Origin of the sequence: Amycolatopsis sp. GM8 (assembly GCF_021653975.1) — a bacterium.
Classification (GTDB): Bacteria; Actinomycetota; Actinomycetes; order Mycobacteriales; family Pseudonocardiaceae; genus Amycolatopsis_E.
This window is the reverse complement of record NZ_JAJKFK010000001.1, coordinates 1,076,879-1,100,032: the sequence shown is the minus strand read 5'-3', so window position 1 is coordinate 1,100,032 and position 23,154 is coordinate 1,076,879. Positions and strand designations below refer to the sequence as shown.

Below are 23,154 nucleotides of genomic sequence, written 5' to 3'. Positions count from 1 at the left end.
CCTCAGAAACGCCAGCGGGTCTGGCTGTACAAGCCTTTGCCGAAGCCGAAAACGGTCACCGGGGCGATCTCGTACACCAGTGCCTCGCCGCCCATGTCATTGCTGAAGGTGCCGTTCTCGTTCACGGTGAAGCGCCACTCGGCGCCGTACTTCGCTTCGTACGCCTCGGCGACGCGTCGTAGTTTCGCCGCGTCGCGCACCCGGGTGGCATCGCCTTCGATCACCACGTCGAGCCCGTCGTGCAGCCGGTTGTTGCCGGTCGTCAGGGTCACGTGCGGATTTGCGGCGAGGTTGCGCGCCTTGCGCTCGCCGGCGCCGGTGCCGAAGTATGCCGCGTCGTCGAGCCACACCGTGATGAGCGACGTGACATGCGGGCGGCCGTCGGGGCGGACGGTGGACAGCCACGACACCTCCGCCTCGGCAAGCACCTTTGCCGCCTCCGGCCAGGCGATCGCGGCCGCATCCGGTGCGCTGTAACGGGAGTCCAGTCGGGTTTCCATACCGGTCAGACTCGCACGCGACGCGAAACTCGTCGCGGTGTGCCAAGCTCGACCGCACACCCGGCGAGGAGGGGCAGTGACCGGTCACCGGCGCATCGGCAACGGCGAGCACAACGTTTTCGTGCTGCACGGGTGGTTCGCGTCCGCGGACGCCTGGGGCAACCTGATCCCGCATCTGGACACCGAGCGCTACACCTACATCTTCCCCAACTATCGCGGATATGGCGCCCGCAAAGGAGAATCCGGCGAGCACACCCTCGCCGAAGCGGCGTCCGACGTGCTCGCGCTCGCCGCTGAGCTGGGCGTGAGCCGGTTCTCCCTCGTCGGCCACTCGATGGGCGCCAGCGTCATGCAGTGGATCTACGCCGATGCGCCCGACAAGGTCCGTGCCCTGGTCGGTGTCGCGCCGGTGCCCGCGAACGGCATGCCGTTCGACGACGACACCTGGCAGGTGTTCACGAGCGCGGCCGAGGACTCCGCGAACCGCCGGGCGATCATCGACTTCTCCACGGGCCACCGGCTTCCCGCCGCGTGGCTCGACGGGATGGTGCTGTTCTCCGAGGAGAATTCCGACAAGGATGCCTTCGCCGGGTACCTGGAAGCCTGGGCGCACACCGACTTCCACGACCGGATCGCCGGGGCCGAGGTGCCGATCAAGGTGTTCGTCGGCGAGCACGATCCCGCCCTGGGCGAGCAGACCATGCTCACCACGTTCGCCCAGTGGTACCCGAACCTCGAACTCGAGGTGCTGCCCGACGCGGGCCACTACCCCGCCGACGAGGTGCCGGTGACGCTCGCCAACGCGATCGAAGTGTTCCTCGACGAGCACTGACGCGTTGCGGACGCCGGAGGTCGGCGCACTCGTTAGACCCGCCGGAGCACAACCGGCTCCGGCGGATCGTCTCGGCCGTGTTCACCACGCGGCGGCTCGAACGCTAGGCCGACCCGGAGCACGCCGAGGTCGTCCACGGCACTGACGGCAAGCTGGTCAGCCCGCGCTCGCCTCCGATGCTCGCCGACATGTTCGGCTGCGCCCAGGAACTCGCCGCCCGCGAGCCGAACGACCACCTGGCCTTCGGGCAAGGACCGTATCTGCGCCCCGGCGCGCACTCTTACAAACCCCGAACAAAGCGTCCACTTTCCTCGAATGCTCGTCCTCCAGAGTCAGCGCAGTACCGACCAAGGAGGAAACATGCGTAGTTCTGTTCGGGCGGCGATCATCGGAGGCAGCGCCGTCGCGGCACTCGCCATCGGCGTCCCCGCCGCGTCGGCCCAGACCACGACCCCGCCGCCGCCCAGCTACGGCCAGGTCACGCTGAGCCCCGAGGAGTCCCAGCAGCTGTGCGCCGACCGGCTGCCGAAGATGATCGACCGGCGCGACAAGCTCGCCGCGCGGATCAACGGCGACGCCAACACCAAGGGGTCCGTGGCGTGGCTGCGGGCCCGCGCCGACAAGCAGCGCGCCGACGGGCACACCAAGATCGCCGACCAGCTCGTGGCGCGGGCCGACCGGCGCGCCAAGCGGGCTGACGACCTCAAGGCCGTTCAGGAACGGCTGACGAACTTCAAGAACACGCACTGCGTGGCGAAATGAACATGCGCAAGGCGATCGTGACCGGGATGGCGCTGTTCGCCGTGACGCTGGGCTGCGCGGGCTGCCACGGCGGTCAGGCGTCGAGCACGCCGCCCGCCCCGCAACAGGCACAGGACGAACTGAACCAGATCCAGACTACGCTGGACGCGATCGATTCGGAGATGGCGGGCGACGGCTCGCCGTGAGCCCGGGAGAGCCATGAAAGGTCTCGTTCTCGTCGTCGAAGACGAGACCGCGATCGCCGAGCTCATCGCGCTCTACCTGCGGCGGGACGGGTTCGGCGTGCACCTGGAGTCCGATGGGGACGCCGCGCTGGCCGCCGTGCGGCGGCTCCGCCCGGTGGCCGTGGTGCTCGACATCGGACTGTCCGGTAAGGACGGTGTGGAGGTCTGCCGGACCATGCGCGCGGCCGGTGACTGGACACCGGTGCTGTTCGTGACCGCGCGCGACGACGAGGTCGACCGGCTGCTCGGGCTCGAACTGGGCGCGGACGACTACGTGACGAAACCGTTCAGCCCGCGCGAGCTGGCCGCGCGGGTCCGGACGGTGCTCCGCCGGGGTGCCGCCGCCCCGGCTGAGGTGCTGACCGTCGGGCAGATCCGGCTCGACGTCACGCAGCGGCGGGCCTGGGCCGCGGACCGGGAGGTCGCGCTGACCTCGACCGAGTTCGAGCTGCTCGCGCAGCTGCTGCGGCAGCCGGGCCGGGTGTTCGAGCGCGGGCAGCTGCTCAGCACGGTGTGGGGTTACTCGGCGTCCGCCGGCACCCGGACGGTCGACGTGCACATCGCGCAGCTGCGGTCGAAACTGGGTGATGAGAGTCCGATTAGGACAGTACGCGGGGTCGGGTACGCGGCGGACGGCGCATGATGCGCCGTTCGCTGGCCTTCCGGATCACCGTGGTGTGTCTCGCGGTCGCCGGCATCGCGGTTCTCGTCGCGGGCCTGGTCGCGGCCGGCCTGGTGCGCCGGACCGGGACGGACGTGTTGCGGAACTCCCTTGCGGCACAGGCGGATGTGGTCGCCAGCCAGGTCGACGAGACCGGCCTCGGCTCGCGGCTCGGGCTCACCAAGGTCGCCGATGTGGTTCGGGGGCAAGGGATTTCCGTCGTGGTGGCGCGGCCGCGCGCGGAGATCGGTGATCCGGTCGCGGTCCGCGCCGCCAACGAGGCCGGGTTGACCGCAATCGGTGCGGGGCAAGCGATCTCGGCGAGCCGGACCGTCGGCGGGCAGGAATATCTTGTCGAGGCACGCGGAGTCTCCGCGGGTTCCGGGTTCGCGCTCGTGGAACCCGTGCAGATGGGCCGGGCGACGCAACGCGCGTTGGTGCGCAACATCCTGTTCGCGCTCGGCGCGGGGCTGCTCGTCGCCGCGATCGCGGGGCTGGGCCTGGGACGGCTCCTGGCGCGCCCGCTGCGCCGGACAGCGGCCGTCGCGACGACGATGCGGCAGGGGCGGCGGGATCTGCGGGCGCCGGTCGAGGGGCCGGTCGAGGTCGCCGAGGTGGCGACCGCGGTCAACGAGCTTTCCGCGGCGCTGCAACAAAGTGAGTCACGGCAGCGCGAGTTCCTGCTGTCGGTCTCGCACGAGCTGCGCACACCGTTGACCGCGGTGCACGGGTTCGCCGAGTCGCTGGCGGACGGTGTCGTGTCGGGGGAGGAGGCGCGGCACGCGGGCCAGACGATCCAGCGTGAATCGCAGCGGCTGGAACGGCTGGTGAGCGATCTCCTCGATCTGGCGCGGCTGGGCGCGGACGAGTTCCACCTCGATCTCGCGCAGGTCGACCTGACCGAGACGGTGGCGCGGTGCGCGGACGTGTGGCGGGTGCGGTGCGAGCGGGCCGGGGTGGCGTTCCGGCTGGAAATCCCGCCGCACCCGGTGTTCGCGGTCGTCGACGCCCGGCGGCTGCGGCAGGTGCTCGATGGCCTGGCGGAGAACGCACTGCGCGTCGCACCGCTGCTTACCTTGTCGCTCAACGCATCCGGCGTGCTGCAGGTGCGTGACGGCGGGCCGGGCCTGGCGCCGGAGGACTACGCGCTGGCCTTCGAACGGGGCGCGCTCAACGCCAAGTACCGCGGCCGCCGCCCGGTCGGTTCCGGCATCGGCCTGGCCCTGGCGCACGGCCTCGTGACCCGAATGGGCGGCACGATCTCCGCCGGCCCGGCGCCCGAGGGCGGTGCGGCCTTCACCATCGCGCTGCCGCTGTCGCGGTGACTGCTTACGATTCATCGCGTGACCACGCCGTTCACCTTGACCTCCACCGTGCTGGGCACGCCGGACCCGCGCGGGCTGGCCGAGTTCTACCGGGCGTTCCTCGGCTGGCCGGTCACCAGCGCGGACCCGACGTGGGTGGCGCTGCGCCCCGAGACCGGCGGCGCGGGCCTGTCGTTCCAACTCGAACCGGACCACGTGCCGCCCGTCTGGCCTTCGCGGCGCGACGACCAGCAGATGCAGCTCCACCTGGACTTCGAGGTCGGCGACCTGGACGCCGCGTCGGCGATGGTCGAGGCGGCGGGTGCCACCAAGGCGGAGTTCCAGCCGCAGGACGATACCCGCGTCTACCTTGATCCGGCCGGGCACCCGTTCTGCCTGTGGATCCGGACCTAGTCGCCTTCGAGATCGCCCTCGGTGCGGAGGTAGACGTCCCGCAGCTGGTCCAGCAAGTCAGGGTCCGGCTCGGCCCAGAGGCCGCGGTCCGCCGCTTCGGTCAGCCGCTCGATGATGCCGCGCAGCGCCCACGGGTTCGACTTCGCGAGGAACTCCTGGTTCTGCTTGTCCAGCACGTACGACTCGGACAGCTTTTCGTACATCCAGTCGTCCACCACGCCGGCCGTCGCGTCGAAGCCGAACAGGTAGTCGACGGTCGCGGCGAGTTCGAAGGCGCCCTTGTAGCCGTGTTTGCGCATCGCGGCCAGCCAGCGCGGGTTGACCACGCGGGCGCGGAACACACGCGCGGTCTCCTCGTGCAGCGAGCGCGTGCGCACGACGTCCGGGCTGGTCGAGTCGCCGATATAGGACGCCGGGGCCTCGCCGGTCAGCGCCCTGGTGAACGCGATCATGCCGCCGTGGTACTGGAAATAGTCGTCGGAGTCGGCGATGTCGTGCTCGCGGGTGTCGGTGTTCTTCGCCGCGACGACGATCCGGCGGTACGAGCTTTCCATGTCCTCGCGGGCGGGTTTGCCGTCGAGCTCGCGGCCGTAGGCGTAGCCGCCCCACGTCGCATACACCTCGGCCAGGTCGGCGTCGTCGCGCCAGTTGCCGGAGTCCATCAGCGGCAGCAGGCCCGCTCCGTAAGCGCCAGGCTTCGAGCCGAAGATCCTGGTGGTGGCACGACGTTCGTCGCCATGAGTGTCCAGATCGGACAGATAATGCGCGCGGACGTAGTTCTCCGTGACCGGTTCGTCCAAACGCGACACCAGCCCGACCGCGTCGTCGAGCAGGTCGATCACGTGCGGGAACGCGTCCCGGAAGAAGCCGGAGATCCGTACCGTCACGTCGATCCGCGGACGGCCCAGCTCGGCCAGCGGGATCGGCTCAAGGCCAGTTACGCGCCGGGACGCCTCGTCCCAGACCGGCTGCACTCCAAGCAGCGCAAGGACTTCCGCGGCGTCGTCGCCCGAAGTGCGCATCGCCGACGTGCCCCAGACGGACAGGCCGACGGACTGTGGCCAGTCTCCGGTGTCCTCGCGGTAGCGGCGAAGCAGCGAGTCCGCCAACGCCTGACCGGTTTCCCAGGCCAGACGGCTCGGGATCGCCTTCGGGTCGACGGTGTAGAAGTTGCGGCCGGTCGGCAGCACATTCACCAAGCCCCGCAAGGGAGAACCGCTCGGCCCGGCCGGGATGTACCCGCCGTCCAGGGCGTGCAGGATCGCGTCGATCTCCCCGCTGGTGCCCGCCAGCCGCGGCACGATCTCCGTCGCGGCGAACCGCAGCACCGAGGCGACCGGCTCCTCGGCGGTGATGGCGTCCACCGACCAGTCGGCGGCTTCCATGGCCTCGACAAGAGCGCGAGCGGTCTGCTCGACGGAGTCCACATCGGACAGTGGCGCGTCTTCCTTGAGGCCCAGCGCGGAACGCAGGCCGGGGACCGCGCCCGCCTGGCCACCCCACATCTGCTGCGCGCGCAGCATCGCCAGCACAAGGTTCACGCGCGCTTCGCCGACCGGCGCCTCGCCGAGGATGTGCAACCCGTCGCGGATCTGCGCGTCCTTGACCTCACACAGCCAGCCGTCGATGTGCAGCAGGAAGTCGTCGAATTCCGCGTCGTGCGGCCGTTCCGCCACCCCCAGGTCGTGGTCGAGCTTCGCGGCCTGGATGAGTGTCCAGATCTGGGCGCGGATCGCGGGCAGCTTCGCCGGGTCCATCGCCGCGATGTTCGCGTGCTCGTCCATCAGTTGTTCGAGGCGCGCGAGGTCGCCGTAGCTTTCGGCGCGCGCCATCGGCGGGATGAGATGGTCGATGATCGTCGCGTGCGCCCGGCGTTTCGCCTGCGCGCCCTCGCCGGGATCGTTGATCAGGAACGGGTAGATCAGCGGCAGGTTGCCCAGCACCGCGTCCGGTGCGCACGACGCGGACAGGCCGGCGGTCTTGCCCGGCAACCATTCCAGCGAACCGTGCTTTCCCAAGTGGACGATCGCGTGCGCGCCGAACTCCTCCTCCAGCCAGCGGTACGCGGCGAGGTAGTGGTGGCTCGGCGGCAGGTCCGGGTTGTGGTAGATGGCGACCGGGTTCTCGCCGAACCCGCGCGGCGGCTGGATCATCAGCACCACGTTGCCCGCCCGCAGCGACGCCAGCACGATGTCACCGTCGTCCACGTACAACTCGCCCGGTGGCGGACCCCAGTGTTGCTCCATCTCGGCGCGCAGATCCTCGGGCAGCGCGGCGAACCACTCGCGGTAGCGCGCCGCGGGGACCCGGATCGGGTTGCCCGCCAACTGTTCCTCGGTGAGCCACTCGGGATCCTGCCCGCCCGCCGCGATCAACGCGTGGATCAGCTCGTCGCCGTCCCCGGATTCGACACCGGGGAACGGGTCGCCGAGGTCGTAGCCCTCGGAGATCATGCGGCGCAACAACTTCACCGCGGACGCGGGCGTGTCGAGGCCGACGGCGTTGCCGACGCGCGAATGCTTCGTCGGGTACGCGGACAGCATCAGCGCGATCCGCCGCTGCGGCGGCGGGGTGTGGCGCAGCCGCGCGTGCGCCAGCGCGATCCGCGCGACCCGGGACGCACGCTCGGCGTCGGGCACGTAACGCGGCAGCCCGTCCTCGTCGAGTTCCTTGAAGGAGAAGGGAACCGTGATGATCCGGCCGTCGAACTCGGGGACCGCCATCTGGTTCCCGGCGTCCAAAGGGGACAGTCCTTCGTCGCTCGCCGCCCACGTCTCGTGGTCGCTCGTCAGGCAGAGCGCCTGCAGGATCGGGATGTCCAGGGCGGCCATCTCCGCGACGTCCCAGGCCTCGTCGTCACCACCGGCGCCGACCGCCGACGGCCTGGTGCCGCCCGCGGCGAGCACGGTGACCAGCAGCGCGTCGGCCTTGCCCAGCTCGGCCATCATCTCCGGCTCGCGCGTGCGCAGCGACGCGCAGTGGATCGGCAGGGCCTGCCCACCGGCATCCTCGACCGCGCGGGCCAGCGCCTCGACGAACGCCGTGTTGCCGGACAGCTGATGTGCCCGGTAGTACAGGATCGCGACGACCGGCCCCTCATTGCGGCGGGGCGCCCGATCGGGCACACCCCACATCGGCTGCGGCGCGGGCGGCTCGAACCCATCGCCGGTCAGCAGCAGCGTGTCGGAGAGGAACCGGTGCAACTGGGTGAGATTCTCCGGGCCGCCCTGCGCCAGGTACGCGTGCGACTCGGTCGCGATGCCCGCCGGCACCGTGGACAGCTCCATCAGCTCCGCGTCCGGCGTCTGCTCACCGCCGAGCACCACCACGTGCGCGCCGCTCGCGCGCACCGTGTCAAGGCCCTGCTGCCAGGTCCGCGCCGAGCCGAGGATGCGCACCACCACGATCCGCACCCCGTCGAGCAGCGCGGGCAGCTCGCCGAGGTCGAGCCGTGCCGGGTTCGCCAGCCGGTACCCGGCCGCGCACGCACGCGCGCTCAGCAGGTCGGTGTCCGAAGTGGACAGTAACAGGATCACGCGGGGCCTCCCTGGTGGTTCTCGCCCCTTCACCTTCCGGGGGCGGGAGGCCCCGCGTCAAGCAGATCGCTCACCCAGCCGCGGGAACGGCTCAGTGGAGAAAATCACCTCCACGCCGACCTCGAAGTGCCGCGCGAGCTTCAGCGCCAGGTAGAGGCTCGGGCTGTACTCGCCGCGTTCGAGATAACCGATCGTCTGGTAGTGCACGCCGAGCGCGTCGGCCAGCTCGCGCCGCGAGATGCCCCGTTCCGCGCGCAGCATCGCGATCCGGTTGTAGATCGTCTCACTACTACTCATCGTGGTACACGCTGCAGTGCCTTCTCCCGGCGAGCCGCCACGGCCGAACCGGACTCACGTCGCGCCATCCTACGCAGCACGATCGGCGCCAGGATCAGCCCGGCCACCGCCCACGCGGCCAGCACGCCCACGGTCTCCAGATGCCGCCACGAATGGCCGAGCTCGACCACGGCGAGCGAGCCCGGCAGCAGCGCGGCGCGGGTGCCGAGGCCGGTCCAGTAGATCGGGAACATCTGGGCGATGCCCTGCAGCCAGCTGGGCAGGCTGGTGATCGGGTAGAAGATCCCGGAAATGCCCACCGTGCCCATGATCGGCATCATCACCAGGCCCATGCTGCGCGGGCTGCCGATCAGCGAGCCGATGACGGCGCCGAGCGGCATGGTCGCGACCAGGCCCAGCGCCACGATGCCGATCAGGGACAGCCACGAGCCGAGCCCGAGGTCGAGGCCCTGGAACAGGAAGATGCCGGGGACCAGCGTCAGCACGACGCCGATCAGCACCATCCCGGCGGACTGCACGATCTTGCCGATCAGGTAGCCGAGCATCCCGTTCGGGATCGCCTTGGCGCGCAGCAGCGTGCCGTCCTCGCGCTCGGTGACCAGCTGCTGTGCCAGGTTGACCAGGCCACCGAACGCGATGCTCATGCCGATCACGCTGGGCAGCGTGAGCGAGCCGAGCGAGAAGTTCACGCCCGGCACCTTCGAGTCGCGCATGAACAGCATCACCACGATGACCACGATCGTCGGGAACAGGTAGGACCACAGGTCCTGGGTGTTGGTGAACGTCTGCCGCAGCTCGATCCGGCCGCGAGCGAGGCCGATCCGCCCGGCACTGACGAGAGCACTCATCGCTCGCCCCTCTCGAAGTCGCGGACCATCGCCATGTAGGTGTCCTCCAGGCTCGCCCGGCGAACCTCCAGGTCCCCGATCTCGTCGCCGTACTGCAGGAACAGCTCGTGCACGAACTTGGTCGCTGCCATGGTCGAATGCACGAACCGCTGGCCGTCGCGGGTCCACTTGACCTCGGCCTCGGTCGCCATCTGACGTGACAGCTCGTCCGCCGACCCGTTGGCGATGATGGAACCGTTGGCGAGGATGAGGATCCGGTCGGCGAGCTTCTCGGCCTCGTCCAGGTCATGCGTGGTGAGCAAGATCGTGGTGTCGTCGTCCGAGAGCCGGTGCACGAGTTCGTGGAACTCGCGGCGGGCCGACGGGTCGAACCCGGCGGTCGGCTCGTCGAGGAACAGCAGTTCCGGCCGGCCGACGATGCCGATCGCGACGTCGAGCCGGCGCCGCTGCCCGCCCGAGAGGGATCCGGCGCGCTTCTGCGCGTGCTCCCGCAGCCCGACGGTGTCGATGAGCTCGTCCACGTCCCACGGCCGCCGGATGTGTTCGGTCGAGTAGTCGCGGTAGTACGAGCCGAGGTGCTGGAGCAGCTCGCGAACGCGCCATTTCGCGTGGTCGCGCCAGGACTGCAAGACGACGCCGAGCCGCGCGCGCCACGTCTCGTCCCCGCGCGCCGGATCGATCCCCAGCACCCGGACGTCCCCCGCCGAGCGCATCCGGAACCCCTCGAGAATCTCGATCGTCGTCGTCTTGCCCGCACCGTTCGGCCCCAGCAGTGCCAGGACTTCACCGCGCTGGGCGGTGAAGTCCACCCCCTTCAGCACATCGGTGGTGCCGTACCGCATTCGCAGGTCACGCACGTCGAGAGCGGCGCCCTCGACGGCGGATCTGACCGGGTGCACGACCCCCCGTGCCCCGCTCATGGTTGTCATAGTTGTTCTCCCCAATGTAGAGACCCTGCGGTGAAATGTAGCAGAGGTACTACATCTGGTCCATGAGCTGCGCGCGGGTGAGCTGTGCACCGGCGTTTACAGTTGGGCCATGTCCGTCCGTGCCCGCCCCGACGCCTGCCCCGGTGTCTTCGCGACGCACGACGCCGCGGACGGGGCGCTGGCCAGGGTCCGGTTGCCCGGCGGCCGGGTCACCGCGGCGCAGCTGGACGTGCTGGCCGGCTGCGCGGACGATCTCGGCGACGGGTCGGTGCACCTGACATCGCGCGGGAACGTGCAGCTGCGCGGGCTTTCCCGGGACACGGGCGAGTTGGTGGGCCGCCTGTCCGACGCCGGGTTACTGCCCGCACCCTCGCACGAACGCGTCCGGAACTTCCTCGCGTCACCGCTGTCCGGGCTCGCCGGGGGAGCCGTCGACGTGCGCCCGCTCGTCGCGGAACTCGACGCCGCGGTGTGCGCCGAACCCGAGCTGGCCGAGCTGCCCGGGCGGTTCCTTTTCGCGCTCGACGACGGTCGCGGCGACGTCGCGGCCGAGGACGCCGACCTGTGCTGGCAGGCGCTCGACTCCCGGACCGGCGTGGTGCTGCGCGCGGGCGAGGCCGGTCCGAGGGTGCCCGTCGGCGAGGCGGCGCGGGCGCTCGTGCGGGAAGCGTTGCGGTTCCTGGAAATTCGCGGCAGTGCGTGGCGGATGCGGGAGCTTCCCGGGTTCTCCGGCGAGACGCGGCCGGCGAGGCCGGTCCCCGTAGGCCCGTTCGCGAGGGACGACGGCGGGCGCGGGATGTGTGTGGCACCGCTGTTCGGACAGCTCACCGCCGCGCAGTTGCGGTCGTTCCGCTGCGACGTGGTGGTAACGCCGTGGCGCAGCATCGTAGTGCCCGAATTCCGCGCGGACCTGCTGGCGTTGTCGAACGACACTGAGGTCACCGCCTGCATCGGGCGCCCCGGCTGCGCGAAGTCACGCGCGGACGTGCGGGCCGACGCCCGGCGCGTGACAGCGCGAGCGCACTTTTCCGGATGTGAGCGGCGGTGCGGTAAGCCACGCGGCGCGGTGGATGTCGTGGCAGCCGATGGGGGCTACTTGGTCGATGGGACCTGGGTACCCGCCGAAGCGGTGGTGGATGTGTTGGGACAGAAGGGAAACCGGTGATCGACTATCTGAAGGACGGGGCGGAAATCTACCGTCACTCGTTCGCCACGATCCGCGACGAGGCCGATGTCGCGATCCTGCCGGAGGACCTCGAACCCGTCGCGGTGCGCATGATCCACTCCTGCGGCATGGTCGACCTGATCGACGATCTCGCCTACTCACTGGAGGTCGCCGAGTCGGCGCGCGCCGCCTTGCGGGCCGGTGCGCCCGTGCTGTGTGACGCGAACATGATCGCCAGTGGCATCACCCGCCGCCGGTTGCCGGCGGACAACGACGTCGTGTGCACCCTGTCCGACCCGCGGGTCCCCGGCCTCGCCGAACGCCTGGGCACGACGCGGTCCGCGGCCGCGCTCGAACTCTGGCGGGACCGGCTGGCCGGTTCCGTGGTCGCGATCGGCAACGCGCCCACCGCGCTGTTCCGCTTGCTGGAGATGCTGGAGGACGGCGCGGGGGTGCCCGCGGCGATCATCGGTGTGCCGGTGGGTTTCGTCGGCGCCGCCGAGTCCAAAGTGGAACTGGCGAAGCGGGCACCGGCGCCGTACCTCGTGGTGCACGGCCGGCGCGGCGGCAGCGCGATGGCCGTCGCCGCGGTGAACGCCCTCGCGAGCGAGGCCGAATGACCGGCAAACTCTGGGGTGTCGGCCTCGGCCCCGGCGACCCCGAACTGCTGACGGTCAAGGCGGCGCGGCTGATCGGCGACGCACAGGTGATCGCCTACCACAGCGCGCGGCACGGCAGGAGCATCGCGCGGTCGGTCGCCGAGCCCTACCTCCGGGAGGGGCAGATCGAGGAGCGGCTGGTCTACCCGGTGACCACGGAGACCACCGATCATCCCGGTGGCTACGAGGGCGCGATCGCGGAATTCTACGAGCTGAGCGCGAAACGGCTCGCCGAGCATCTCGACGCCGGGCGCGATGTGGTCGTCCTGTGTGAGGGCGATCCGTTCTTCTACGGCTCGTACATGTACATGCACGAACGGCTTTGTGACCGGTACGAGGCCGAGGCGGTGCCGGGTGTGACTTCGGTCAGCGCGGCCTCTTCCGTGCTGGGGCGCCCTTTGGTGCAACGGGACGAGGTTCTCACCGTGCTGCCGGGCACACTTCCCGCGCCGGAGTTGGCGCGGCGCTTGGCCGACACCGAGTCGGCGGCGGTGCTGAAGCTGGGGCGCACGTTCGCTTCGGTGCGCGACGCGCTCGCGGAGTCGGGCCGGCTGGACGACGCCTACTACGTGGAGCGCGCGACGTGGCAGGCGCAACGGGTCGAGCCGTTCGCCGACGTCGATCCCGAGTCGGTGCCGTACTTTTCGCTGGCGCTCGTGCCCAGTCCTGCTTATGCGGCAAGGAAATCCGGTACTTCCGTGGCCGCGGAGCCGGCAGTTGGGGGCGAGGTCGTGGTCGTCGGCCTCGGCCCGGCCGGTCCACAGTGGCTCACCCCGGAAGCCGCGGAGACCTTGGAAGCGGCCGATCATCTCGTCGGATATGGGCCGTACTTGGCGAAAGTGCCGCAGCGGTCAGGGCAGCGGCGGCACGCGTCCGGCAATCGCGTCGAGGCCGACCGTGCCCGGGAAGCGCTTTCTCTCGCGCGGTCCGGTGGCCGGGTGGCGGTCGTTTCTTCGGGCGACCCGGGTGTTTTCGCGATGGCTTCGGCTGTGCTGGAACAGGCTGCGCTGCAGGACGATCCGGTTACGGTGCGGGTGCTCCCCGGTGTCACGGCCGCGCAAGCTGCCGCGTCGCGGGCCGGCGCACCGCTCGGACACGACTACTGCGTACTTTCCTTGTCGGACAGGCTGAAGCCTTGGGACGTCATCGAAAAACGCCTGGACGCGGCTGGTGCCGCGGACCTCGTGATCGCGATCTACAATCCGGCTTCTCGTTCGCGGACCACACAGTTGGCGCAGGCGCGGGAAGTCCTCATGCGTCACCGCACCACCGAGACCCCGGTGGTGATCGCACGTGACGTCGGCGGCCCGGAAGAGGACGTGCGCATCACGACCCTCGGTGACCTTGATCCGTCCACAGTAGACATGCGCTGCCTGCTGATCATCGGATCGTCGCGGACCAAGGTCACCAACGGTCAGGTCTGGACCCCCCGCACCTACTAGCGCCGCTCAGCGGCAGGTTTCCCAGGGGCCGCTGATCGAGAACACGTACCCCGGCGTCTGGATGTTGGCGAACAGGTAGCGCCCATCCTGGCTGAACGTCGGGCCGGTGAACTCGCTGTCGTTCAACTCGTTGCGCGCCAACGCATACGCCGCGCCGCGCTCGGTCACGCCGACCAGGTGTGACAGGCCCTCACCGTCTTCGGCCAGGATCAAGCCGCCGAACGGCGAGACCGTGATGTTGTCCGGGCCGTCGTAGAAGGTGTCCACGTCGGGGTCGGGGTTGACGCCGAAGATGGTCTTCAGCTCGACGGTCTCCGCCCGCGGGTCGTAGAACCACACCTGGCCGTCGTGCTCGTTGACGCTACCGTCGTCGGCACGCGCGAAGCTGGCCACGAAGTACGCACCGCCGTCGCCCCAGTAGGCGCCTTCCAGTTTCCGGCTGTTCGTCACCTCACCGGCCGCGAACTGCTTGCGGACCGACACCGCCGCCGCCTGCCGCTCGGCCACGTCCACCCACTTGACCCGGTACTTCGTGCCCGGCTGGGTGGCCTCCGACAGGTCGTCGATGTGCTTGCCGCCCTTGAAACAGCTCATCGCCTGCAGCCGCCCGGCGTTGTCGCCCACCGTCTGCTGCAGGTGCTTGAGCGCGCCCTTGCGACCGTGGAACCCCTTCGGCGGCGTCCAGCGGTAGTACAGCCCGTGCGGGTCGCCCGCGTCCTCGGTCAGGTAGATCGTCGAGTTGTGCGGGTCCACCGCGACGGCTTCGTGCGCGTAGCGGCCGAGGAACTTCAGCGCCACCGGGTGCTGGTTCGCGTCCCGGTCGACCGGGTCCACCTCGAAGACGTAACCATGGTCCTGCTGGAACACCCCGCCCGCGCGCTGCTCGGTCTCCTCGCAGGTCAGCCAGGTACCCCACGGGGTGGGCCCGCCGGCGCAGTTGTTGTGCGTGCCGGCCAGGCTCACGTACTCGCGCACCCGCTTGCCGGAATGGTCGACGACGATGTTCGTGGTGCCGCCGCCGGCCCCCGCGTCGTAGGTGAGCCCGGGCAGCGCCGGCACCTTGAACGGCTCCGAACCGTCGATCTCGTGGTTGTTGACCAGCACGAACCCGCGGCCGTCACGGAAGCACGCCGTCCCGTCGGCGTCGCTCGGCGTGGGCTGGCCACTCTCCAGCGTGGTCACGCCGGCCTGCGCGACCACCTGGTACTTGAAGCCCTTCGGCAGCGACAGCAGGCCGGCCGGGTCGTCCACCAGGGCGCCGTAGCCGGCGGGACGCCGGGTCTGCGCGGCGGCGGACGGCGCGGCGATCGCCTCCACACTGCCGGCGACCATGATCCCCAGCGCGCCGGTGCGCAGCAGATCCCGTCGGGTCAAAGCCATGACGACCTCCCTGGTCGAAAACACGCGAATACGACCAGGGAATCCAAACTGCCTTCAACGATCTAATCCCGACATTCAGCCCAACACTGGACGAACAATGTCAGCGCGTCGGCGTCGACCCGTTCGGCTGCTGCGGACCCGGACCCGGCGACCACCAGCCCCACACGGTCTTCTCACCTTGGGTGACATGCGGCGTCGTGCCCTCGGTGTACGGCTCGATCTGCATCAGCTGACCCCACGACTGCCCGGGGTCGCCCTCCAGATAACTCGGCACCTCCGGCTCACTCGCGACCTCCTCGAGCCAGCCGAGCGGACCGCCACCGATGTTGTCCGCGATCCCGGCTTCCGGCGCGAGGGTGCCCGCGGTGATCCGGTAGGCCGGCACCTGCGAGATCCCGTCGTGCGAGGTCACCGGGTTCATGCACGGGTAGACGAACGCCGCGGGCCAGTCCATGTACACCGGCGCGTTGCCGACCCGCTGGGTCAGCGTGGTGAACGTCGGGACACGCGGCGCGCTGACCGCCACCCAGCCGTCGTCGGTGACGTCGTCGTCCTTCGCGACCACGCGCACCAGCGTGACGTCCTTGGGCAGGCCACTGATGTCGTCCCGCTCGTCGGCCCACTTGCCGGTGTCGGTTCCGCTGCCCGACTTGGTGCCCACGCCCGGCGGGTTCACCAGGTCCGACTTGACCACCTTGACGCCTTGCGGGGTCTCGGTGCCGTACTCGAGCCAGATGGCCGTCGCCTTGCCGCCCTTCGTCGCGGCGGCGACCGCGACCTGCGAGTTCGCCCGGTTGTCCGGCAGCTGGTACCAGTCGGTGCGCAACCGGCCGGTCCGGGTGTCCGACCCGTAGCTGCTCCACATCGGCACGGTGCTCGTGGTGAACCCGTGCGGCGGGCCGCCCAGCGGGTCGTCGCCGGGCTGCGCGGTCGAGTGGAACCCGGCCGAGGTCGTGCCGTTGTCCTCGTCGACCGGCGGCAGCCCGGTGCTGGTCTGCGGCTGCTCGACCGGCACGGTCCGCACGGACACCGGCTTGAGCACGCTCGACACCGGGTCCTTCTCGACCATCACGTGATCGGAGAGGTTGCAGCTGCTGGTGAACAGGTGCTTGACGTTCGCCGCGCCGAGGCTGTAGCTGTCCCACTGCTTCTGGATCGCCTTGCCCATGCTGGCGAACTCGAACGCGACGACCACGCCACAGACCACGACGAGCGAGATCGAGCCGAGCTTCAGTGCGCGCAGCCGCCGCTCCTGCGTCGGTGGTGGCACATACACCGGTCGTTGCGCCTTCAGGTTCTCCACGAACGCGATCACCGCCGCGACACCGGCGCCGATCAGCAGCACCGTCGACAGGTGGTAGCCGTGGATGGACGGCGCCTTGTCGAACCACGGCACCCCGATGCCCGACACGAACCAGTACGCGTTCGGCCCGGTCGCCGCGAGCGCGGCCACCACCAGCAACCCGGCCGTGAACGCGGCCCGGTTGCGTTTGGAACGCAGCACGGTGGAACTCGTGGCGAGCGCCGTGAGCGCCGCCATCGCCGAGCCGACTGCGGCGAACGCGCCGAAGTGGTGGGTCCACTTGGTCGGGGTCAGCGCCAGCAGCAGGAAGAACAGCGCGGTGGTGCCGATGAGCCGCCGGGCCGGGCCGAGCGCGGCGCCCTGGATCCGGCCCCGGCGCAGCAGCACCACCAGGCAGGCGCCGGTGCACAGCATCAGCAGCAGCACCGGGAACCTTCGGGTCATCGACCCGTCGGCGCTGTCCTCGAACAACAGCTCGTACCGCGAGAGTTCGTTGTACCAGGGCAGGTTCGGCCCGACATTGCCGCGCAGCCGGGTCGCCTCCGCCACGGTCGCCATCGTCTGGTCGGCGAACACGACGATGAGCACGATGAACCCGGCGGCCGCGATCGGCCCCAGCACCGGCGCCCAGCCGGCTTCCCGGGCCCGGGCGCGCAGCATCTGGAACAGCGGGCGAGCGGCCACCAGGAACGGCGCCACCGCGATCAGCGCGGTCGGTGTCGCGGCCAGCGCGAACGCCGCGGACAGCAGACCGAGGCACAGCGGCAGCAGGCGGCGCGTGACGAGCGTCCGCTCGACGGCGCACCACGCGAGCAGCGAGCCGAGCGCGGCCCACGGCTCGGGGCGCACCCCGTTGTTGAACGGCAGCCACCAGACGAGGAACACCATCGCGGCGGCCCAGCTCGCCGCCGGACTCTGCCGGACCTGGTTGCCCAGCCGTGGCATGACCTCGCGGCTGATCAACAGCCAGCAGATGAGCGCGATGATGAACGACGGCAGCCGGATCCACGGCGGCACCGTGGACACCGTGGCCATCAGCTCGTAGATGTGGTCGTTCCAGCCGAACGGCGCCTCCGCGACGCCGAACCAGCGGTGGTAGTTGGTGAGGTAGCCGACCGCGCCGGCGACTCTCGCCATGGTCAGGATGTAGCCGTCGTCCGAGGTCACCGGGCCGATGAAGACCCAGGCGCCGAGCACGCCGAAGACGGTGAAGTCGCGTTTGGTGAGCTTCCACCAGCCGACCGGCGCCCAGCGGGGCGCCCGCCGCGCGCCACCGCGGTCGAGCCGGTTGACCGCGATCAGGCAGCCGATCAGCGCCAGTACGCCGAACACGCCGAGGCCGACCTTCAGGCCGGTCGGCGAGGACTGGTAGCGGGTGTCGGGCGTGATCGACACGTGCAGCCCGTTGATGGGGTCGCTCGCCGACGTGATGTCGGTGTAGATCCCGATGACCCGGGGCCGGACGTCGCCGCTCGCGTCGTAGAGCGGGGTGCCGCCGATGGTCAGCGAGGTGTGCGTGGCCGTGGAGGAGAACCGGACGTCACACCCGGTCGCCGGCAGCGGCTGGCGGGCGACCTGCTGGCCGCGGTTGAACGCCGTCAGCACGTTGTTCTCGACCCGCAGGAACACCCCGGCGCCGTTCCCGGTGCGTGCCCCCGGCACGGTGGAGAACAGGAACGCGCCGCCCGGCATCCGCGAGTTGACCGACTGGATCGTGGCGCACGGGACGTCGACCTGCATCTCCTGCGCCCAGTACCCGGTGAGCGGGGCGTTCACCGGCCTGGTGTCGCTGCCGACCGGCCACGTGATCTCGGCGGTGTCCTGCACCACCGGCATCAGCGGGTAGGCGATCGCGCACGCGGCGGAGAACACTCCGAGCACGATGGCCAGCCAGCGCCACAGCGTGGTGCCGGGCCTGCTGGAGTGTGTGGTCTCCGGACTTACCTGCTCCGGATCGGTCACCTCTTCCGGGGTGACTGTCGGCGTTTTGCTGGCCATCCACATTGAACGAACGCTATCGCCCTAGTGAGTCGAGGTTTCTTCGGGTTCTGTCGCGGTCGAATTATGCACGCCGCCTTGATCGCCGAAGCGTTCGAGATGGGTTGCGGCCGCCAGCGGCCGGCGCCGGCGCCAGCCGTGCCGTTCCAGATCGGGCGTTTCGTGCAACCGGCTGACCGGTCCGACGCACAACCACGCGACCGGCCGGATGCCCTTGGGGATGCCGATGAGCTGGGACAGGAATTCCTCGCGGTAGAAGCTCACCCAGCCCACGCCGAGGTTCTCGGCGGTCGCGGCGAGCCACAGGTTCTCGATGGCCAGGCACACCGAGTACAGGCCCGCGTCGGCGATCGCGTGGCGGCCAAGGACATCCGGCGCGCCGCGGGCCGGGTCGTAGGTCACCACGATGCCGAGGCTGGACTCCACGATGCCTTCGATCTTGATCCGGTCGAACGTCGCGTTCCGCTCAGCAGCAAGGCTTTCGGCGAAAACGGCACGCTCCGCGAGCACGTGCTCGCGGAACGCCGCCCGGGTCTCGGTGCTGGAGACGAGCACGAAGTCCCAGGGCTGGGTGAGCCCGACGCTGGGCGCGGAGTGCGCGGCGGTCAAGATCCGGTCGAGCACATCGCGCGGAATCGGCTCACCGGTGAATTCTGCGCGAACATCACGGCGGCGCATCACGACTTCGTAAAAAGCTTGCGTCATTTTCTCAGCATCTCCGAAACCCAGTCCGTTGCCGCACTCACGTCCCCGACGGTTTCCGTTACGGGTCGCGCGGGACGGCGCACGATGACGACCGGAATGCCGCGTTCGCGCGCGGCGACGAGTTTCGCGACGGTCATCGTGCCGCCGCTGTCCTTCGTGACGAGCACGTCGATCCGGTACTCGTCCTGCAGCGCGCGTTCGCGGACGAGGTCGTACGGGCCGCGGTCGAGGAGGATTTCGATGTTCGGCGGCAACGGCGGTTCGGGCGGATCCACGCAGCGCGCGAGGAACCATTGAGGGCAGCCCGCGAAGGCGGCCAGTCCCTGGCGACCGCTGGTCAGGAAGATCCGCTCGCCCAGTTCTGTGATCTTCGTCGCTGCGTCGTCGAGGCTGCCGACCCAGTGCCAGTCATCACCGGGACCGGCTTCCCAGCCCTTCCTTTCCAGGCGCAGCAACGGAATTTTGGCCTGGGAAGTCCCTTTCACGGCGGAGTTCCCGATTCGCTGAGCGAACGGATGCGTGGCGTCGACGACAGCGACGACGTCGTTTTCGGTGACATAGCGGGCAAGTCCGTCCGCACCGCCGAAACCGCCGATGCGCACTTCGCCGACCGGCAGCCGCGGGTTGGCCACCCGGCCGGCGAGCGACGAGACCACGTGGACGCCGCGTTCGGTGAGCTCCGCCGCGAGCGCGCGGGCCTCCGCGGTGCCGCCGAGGACGAGAACTGTCTGCACGCCAGCCATAATCCCTGTTCATGCGGTACGGGTGGACGACCGGGGCGTGCGCGACCGCGGCGACGACGGCCGCGTACACCGCGCTGCTCACCGGCGAGTTCCCCGATCCGGTCGAGGTGCTGCTGCCGAAGGACCGGCGGCCGGCGTTCGCGCTGGCGACCGAGCGGCTTTCGGCAGGCTCGGCGACGGCCGGGGTGATCAAGGACGCGGGCGACGATCCCGATGTCACGCACGGCGCGCTGATCCTGTCCACGGTTTCGCCCGGCGAACCGGGCAGCGGGGTGACGTTCCGGGCGGGCGAAGGGGTCGGCACCGTGACGCGGCCGGGTCTGCCGCTGGCCGTGGGCGAGCCGGCGATCAACCCGGTGCCGCGGCGGCTGATGACCGAGGCGATCGCCCGCGTCGCGGCCGCGCACGGCGGGACCGGCGACGTCGTCGTGGAGATCTCGATCCCCGACGGCGAGGAGATCGCGCGGCGGACGTGGAACCCGCGGCTCGGGATCCTCGGCGGGCTTTCGGTGCTCGGCACGACGGGCGTCGTCGTGCCGTACTCGTGCTCGGCGTGGATCGACAGCATCCGGCGCGGCGTGGACGTGGCGCGGGCGATGGGCTATCCGCATGTCGCGGGCGCGACGGGGAGCACGTCGGAGCGAGTGGTCGCCGAGCTGTACGGGCTGCCCGAGGGCGCGCTGCTGGACATGGGGGATTTCGCCGGCGCGGTGCTGAAATACCTGCGGCGGCATCCGGTGCCACGGCTGACGCTGGCCGGCGGGTTCGCGAAGTTCTCCAAGCTCGCGGCCGGGCACCTGGACCTGCACTCGAAGCGTTCGCAGGTGGACCTGCGGCTGCTGGCCTCGCTGGCGCCCGCGATCGGCGAACAGGTCCTGGCGGCGAACACGGCCCTGCACGCACTCGAACTGGCGCAGGCGGCGCAGGTGCCGCTGGGCGATCTGGTCGCGGCGCGGGCGCTGGCCACCGCGGTCGAGGTGATCGGCCCGGCGCCGATCGAGGTGGACGTCGTGGTGATCGACCGCGCGGGCACGATCGTCGGACGGGCCGGTCAGTAACCACCGGTGATCGTGCCGTCACGATCACCGGGCGCGCGCGTCCCACCCCCGTGGCCGAACCAAGCGCAGATCCGCTGGCGGTGCTCCACCGCCTGCAGACTCAGCTGCGCCTGCTCACCCCAGTGCTGACCGTCGCACCGGACACGCCCGAGGTCGCCGCCATGCTCGCGGGCCTGGCCGACACCACCGCCGCGGCCGCCGCGCTGCTGACCGCGGTCGAGCCCGACACCCTGGCCGTGCTGCGGCGCGCATTGGACTGCGCCCGCGCGCAGCAGCACAACGAGACCGCGTCAGAGCTGGTGACCGCGCACGGGCGGGTGTCGGTGCTTCTGCGCGGCTATGGCCTTCGTTCCCGTGCCGTCGAGTAGAGAAAGCTGTCCGGGAAGGCGTCCGCCGTCAGTACGCGGCCGACGAAGATCACCGCGGCCCGGGTGATGCCCGCGCCGCGGACGGTGGTGGCCAGGTCCGACAGTGGCCCGCGCAGGACCTGCTGGTCCGCCTGGCTCGCGCGGGCGACGACGGCGGTCGGGCAGTCCGGGCCGTAGTGCGGCAGTAACTCCTCGACCACCTGCTCGACCCGGTTGATCGCCAGGTGCACGGCGAGGGTCGTGCCCGTCGCGGCGAAGGCGGCCAGGGTTTCACCGGGCGGCATCGCCGTCGACCGGGCCTGGACACGGGTGATGACCAGGCTCTGCCCGACCGCCGGCACCGTCAGCTCCCGGCCCAGCTCCGCGGCCGCCGCGGCGAACGCGGGCACCCCGGGCACGACCTGGTACGGCACCCCGGCCGCGTCGAGCCGCCGCATCTGCTCGGCCACCGCGCTGTAGATCGACGGGTCGCCCGAGCACAGCCGCGCGACGTCGTGCCCGGCTTCGTGTGCGGCGACCAGCTCGGCCGCGATCTGGTCGAGGTTCAGCCCGGCCGTGTCGACCTGCCGCGCGCCGGGCGGGCAGTGCGCCAGCAGGTCAGGCGGGGTGAGGCTGCCCGGATAGAGGCAAACCGGGCAGCGCGCGAGGAGATCGCGGCCGCGCACGGTGATCAGGTCCGCCGCGCCGGGGCCGGCGCCGATGAAGTAAACGGTCATTTCCGGACGCTCCACTGGGTCACGGTGCGGGCCGGGGTCCAGCCGGTGAACCCGCCGAGTGGGGCGGCATGCTCCACGGCGACGCGGGTCAGCTCGCCGCCGCATTCGCGGTAGGCCTGCGCGAGCACCTGTTCGGATTCGAGGGTGACGGCGTGCGCGACGAGCCGCCCGCCGGGCGCGAGCGCGTCGAAGCACCGGCGCCAGGACGAGAGCCCGCCGCCGAGGAACACCGCGTTGGGCGCGGGCAGCCGGTCGAGCGCGTCCGGGACGGCGCCCGTGACCACCTGAAGATCAGGCACGCCAAGGGTTTCCGCGTTCCGTCCGATGCAGGCGGCGCGCTCGGCGTCCCGCTCGATCGCGATCGCCCGGTTCGACGGATGCGCCCGGGACCATTCGATCGCGACGCTGCCGGCGCCGGCGCCGACGTCCCACAACAGCTGTCCGGGCAGCGGTTCGAGGCGCGCGAGGGCGAGTGCGCGCAGGTCCCGTTTGGTCAGCTGGCCGTCGTGCTCGAACACGTCGTCCGGCAGCCCCAGCAACGGCAGTCCCGGGCCGCCTGCACACGAGATCGCGACGAGGTTCAGCGGATCGACCTGCGCCGACCACGTGCGCGCGATGCCCTCGACGCGTCGTTCGGCCGCCGACCCGAGTTGCTCGAAGACCGTCAGCGCGCTGTCGCCGAAGCCTTGTGCAGTAAGCAGTTCCGCGATCGCGGCCGGGCTCGACGCGTCGGAACTTAGCACCAGCAGGCGTGCTAGCGGCGCTAGAAATCGGGCCACCCGGTGCACGTTCCGGCCGACAACGCTGACCACCTCGGTCTCCTCCGCGGACCAGCCGAGCCGCGCGCGGGCCAGCGTGACCGACGACACCGCGGGCACGATCCGCACGTCGTCGAACCGTTTCACCAGCGTCGTGCCGATGCCCGACAACAGCGGGTCGCCGCTGGCGAGCACCCCTAACCGCCTGCCCGGATGGCCTGCGAGCAGGTCGCCGAGCGCCGGCAGCAGTGGGCTCGGCCACGTTTTCTTCGGCGTCTCTAGTGGGATCAGCGCGAGCTGCCGCGAGCTGCCGAACAGCACGTCGCAGCTGGTCAGCTCGGCTCTGGCGGGGTCGGTGAGCCCGGCCCAGCCGTCGGCGCCCACACCCACAACGACAATCGTCACGATCTGGAACCGTATGCGATGATGCCGGGGACGGTCGTTGTGGAACCCGGTGCGAAACCGGGGCGGTCCCGCCACTGTGACCGGTCGTCCGCGACCGGGAGCCAGAGCTTCGACGTCCGTTGTGAGCCTGTTGGAGCGGGCGAGGAC

Annotated in this window: 22 protein-coding genes and 1 riboswitch; of the genes, 11 read left to right on the top strand and 11 right to left on the bottom strand. The window is 70.4% G+C overall.

Annotated features, from left to right (window positions below; genetic code table 11):
* Positions 1–2 precede the first annotated feature (2 nt).
* Positions 3–500, bottom strand: a complete 498-nt coding sequence (locus LOZ83_RS05245) for a pyridoxamine 5'-phosphate oxidase family protein (RefSeq protein ID WP_236789033.1) — start codon at positions 498–500, stop codon at positions 3–5.
* Between the two features lie 76 nt (positions 501–576).
* Between LOZ83_RS05245 and LOZ83_RS05240 the strand changes: the two genes are divergently transcribed.
* The 6 genes from LOZ83_RS05240 to LOZ83_RS05215 all read left to right on the top strand — a co-directional run bounded on the left by LOZ83_RS05240 (position 577) and on the right by LOZ83_RS05215 (position 4,697).
* Positions 577–1,332, top strand: a complete 756-nt coding sequence (locus LOZ83_RS05240) for an alpha/beta fold hydrolase (protein WP_236789032.1) — start codon at positions 577–579, stop codon at positions 1,330–1,332.
* Positions 1,333–1,692: 360 nt separating this feature from the next.
* Positions 1,693–2,094, top strand: coding sequence for a hypothetical protein (locus tag LOZ83_RS05235; protein ID WP_236789031.1), 402 nt, complete (start codon positions 1,693–1,695; stop codon positions 2,092–2,094).
* Positions 2,091–2,279, top strand: a complete 189-nt coding sequence (locus LOZ83_RS05230) for a hypothetical protein (RefSeq protein WP_236789030.1) — start codon at positions 2,091–2,093, stop codon at positions 2,277–2,279. The genes LOZ83_RS05235 and LOZ83_RS05230 overlap by 4 nt, the downstream gene beginning before the upstream one ends.
* Positions 2,280–2,292: 13 nt before the next feature.
* Complete coding sequence (locus tag LOZ83_RS05225; protein ID WP_236789029.1) at positions 2,293–2,961, top strand: response regulator; 669 nt, start codon at positions 2,293–2,295, stop codon at positions 2,959–2,961.
* The gene (locus LOZ83_RS05220; RefSeq protein ID WP_236789028.1) at positions 2,958–4,304 is read left to right on the top strand and encodes a HAMP domain-containing sensor histidine kinase; all 1,347 of its coding nucleotides are present in this window, start codon (positions 2,958–2,960) and stop codon (positions 4,302–4,304) included. The genes LOZ83_RS05225 and LOZ83_RS05220 overlap by 4 nt, the downstream gene beginning before the upstream one ends.
* Positions 4,305–4,322: 18 nt before the next feature.
* Entirely contained in the window at positions 4,323–4,697 is a 375-nt protein-coding gene (locus LOZ83_RS05215; protein WP_236789027.1) for a VOC family protein, read from the top strand.
* On the opposite strand, the gene cobN is transcribed toward LOZ83_RS05215, so the two are convergent.
* From cobN to LOZ83_RS05195, 4 genes are read right to left on the bottom strand one after another with little or no spacing between them, the layout of a single operon-like run.
* Positions 4,694–8,233: a cobaltochelatase subunit CobN gene (gene cobN, locus LOZ83_RS05210; RefSeq protein WP_236789026.1), complete on the bottom strand. Its 3,540-nt coding sequence runs from the start codon at positions 8,231–8,233 to the stop codon at positions 4,694–4,696. The genes LOZ83_RS05215 and cobN overlap by 4 nt on opposite strands.
* A gap of 57 nt (positions 8,234–8,290) precedes the next feature.
* On the bottom strand, positions 8,291–8,530 hold the full coding sequence (locus LOZ83_RS05205) for a helix-turn-helix transcriptional regulator (RefSeq protein WP_236789025.1): 240 nt from the start codon (positions 8,528–8,530) through the stop codon (positions 8,291–8,293).
* A complete protein-coding gene (locus LOZ83_RS05200) occupies positions 8,527–9,378 on the bottom strand; it encodes an ABC transporter permease (RefSeq protein WP_236789024.1) in 852 nt (283 codons plus the stop codon). The genes LOZ83_RS05205 and LOZ83_RS05200 overlap by 4 nt, the downstream gene beginning before the upstream one ends.
* On the bottom strand, positions 9,375–10,298 hold the full coding sequence (locus tag LOZ83_RS05195) for an ABC transporter ATP-binding protein (RefSeq protein WP_374202623.1): 924 nt from the start codon (positions 10,296–10,298) through the stop codon (positions 9,375–9,377). Before LOZ83_RS05195 ends, LOZ83_RS05200 begins: the two co-directional genes overlap by 4 nt.
* 118 nt (positions 10,299–10,416) lie before the next feature.
* On the opposite strand from LOZ83_RS05195, the gene LOZ83_RS05190 reads away from it, so the two are divergent.
* The 3 genes from LOZ83_RS05190 to LOZ83_RS05180 are packed head-to-tail and all read left to right on the top strand — an operon-like array spanning position 10,417 to position 13,573.
* Positions 10,417–11,472, top strand: coding sequence for a precorrin-3B synthase (locus tag LOZ83_RS05190; RefSeq protein ID WP_236789023.1), 1,056 nt, complete (start codon positions 10,417–10,419; stop codon positions 11,470–11,472).
* Positions 11,469–12,092 carry a precorrin-8X methylmutase gene (locus LOZ83_RS05185; RefSeq protein WP_236789022.1) on the top strand — a complete coding sequence of 208 codons (624 nt, stop codon included), beginning with the start codon at positions 11,469–11,471 and terminating at the stop codon, positions 12,090–12,092. Before LOZ83_RS05190 ends, LOZ83_RS05185 begins: the two co-directional genes overlap by 4 nt.
* Positions 12,089–13,573 (top strand): precorrin-2 C(20)-methyltransferase, encoded by a 1,485-nt coding sequence (locus LOZ83_RS05180; RefSeq protein ID WP_236789021.1) that lies wholly within the window; start codon positions 12,089–12,091, stop codon positions 13,571–13,573. Before LOZ83_RS05185 ends, LOZ83_RS05180 begins: the two co-directional genes overlap by 4 nt.
* A 6-nt stretch (positions 13,574–13,579) precedes the next feature.
* Here the strand turns inward: LOZ83_RS05180 and LOZ83_RS05175 are convergent, their stop codons facing one another.
* The 4 genes from LOZ83_RS05175 to LOZ83_RS05160 form a co-directional block, all read right to left on the bottom strand.
* Positions 13,580–14,953, bottom strand: coding sequence for an alkaline phosphatase PhoX (locus LOZ83_RS05175; protein WP_236789020.1), 1,374 nt, complete (start codon positions 14,951–14,953; stop codon positions 13,580–13,582).
* A gap of 100 nt (positions 14,954–15,053) precedes the next feature.
* Positions 15,054–18,260 carry an arabinosyltransferase domain-containing protein gene (locus LOZ83_RS05170; RefSeq protein WP_374202622.1) on the bottom strand — a complete coding sequence of 1,069 codons (3,207 nt, stop codon included), beginning with the start codon at positions 18,258–18,260 and terminating at the stop codon, positions 15,054–15,056.
* 18 nt (positions 18,261–18,278) lie between these two features.
* Positions 18,279–18,959, bottom strand: coding sequence for a 5,6-dimethylbenzimidazole synthase (gene bluB / locus LOZ83_RS05165; RefSeq protein ID WP_236789018.1), 681 nt, complete (start codon positions 18,957–18,959; stop codon positions 18,279–18,281).
* Positions 18,956–19,702 carry a cobalt-precorrin-6A reductase gene (locus LOZ83_RS05160; protein WP_236789017.1) on the bottom strand — a complete coding sequence of 249 codons (747 nt, stop codon included), beginning with the start codon at positions 19,700–19,702 and terminating at the stop codon, positions 18,956–18,958. The genes bluB and LOZ83_RS05160 overlap by 4 nt, the downstream gene beginning before the upstream one ends.
* 11 nt (positions 19,703–19,713) lie before the next feature.
* Here LOZ83_RS05160 and LOZ83_RS05155 point away from each other — a divergent pair, with 11 nt between their 5' ends.
* Entirely contained in the window at positions 19,714–20,760 is a 1,047-nt protein-coding gene (locus tag LOZ83_RS05155; protein ID WP_236789016.1) for a cobalt-precorrin-5B (C(1))-methyltransferase, read from the top strand.
* Positions 20,761–20,810: 50 nt separating this feature from the next.
* Complete coding sequence (locus LOZ83_RS05150) at positions 20,811–21,128, top strand: hypothetical protein (protein WP_236789015.1); 318 nt, start codon at positions 20,811–20,813, stop codon at positions 21,126–21,128.
* Here LOZ83_RS05150 and cobM read toward each other — a convergent pair.
* On the bottom strand, positions 21,098–21,844 hold the full coding sequence (cobM, locus tag LOZ83_RS05145; RefSeq protein WP_236789014.1) for a precorrin-4 C(11)-methyltransferase: 747 nt from the start codon (positions 21,842–21,844) through the stop codon (positions 21,098–21,100). The two genes, LOZ83_RS05150 and cobM, sit on opposite strands and share 31 nt — an antisense overlap.
* Positions 21,841–23,007 (bottom strand): precorrin-6y C5,15-methyltransferase (decarboxylating) subunit CbiE, encoded by a 1,167-nt coding sequence (gene cbiE / locus LOZ83_RS05140; RefSeq protein ID WP_236789013.1) that lies wholly within the window; start codon positions 23,005–23,007, stop codon positions 21,841–21,843. The genes cobM and cbiE overlap by 4 nt, the downstream gene beginning before the upstream one ends.
* A gap of 2 nt (positions 23,008–23,009) precedes the next feature.
* Positions 23,010–23,139, top strand: a riboswitch (cobalamin riboswitch).
* Positions 23,140–23,154: the final 15 nt, after the last annotated feature.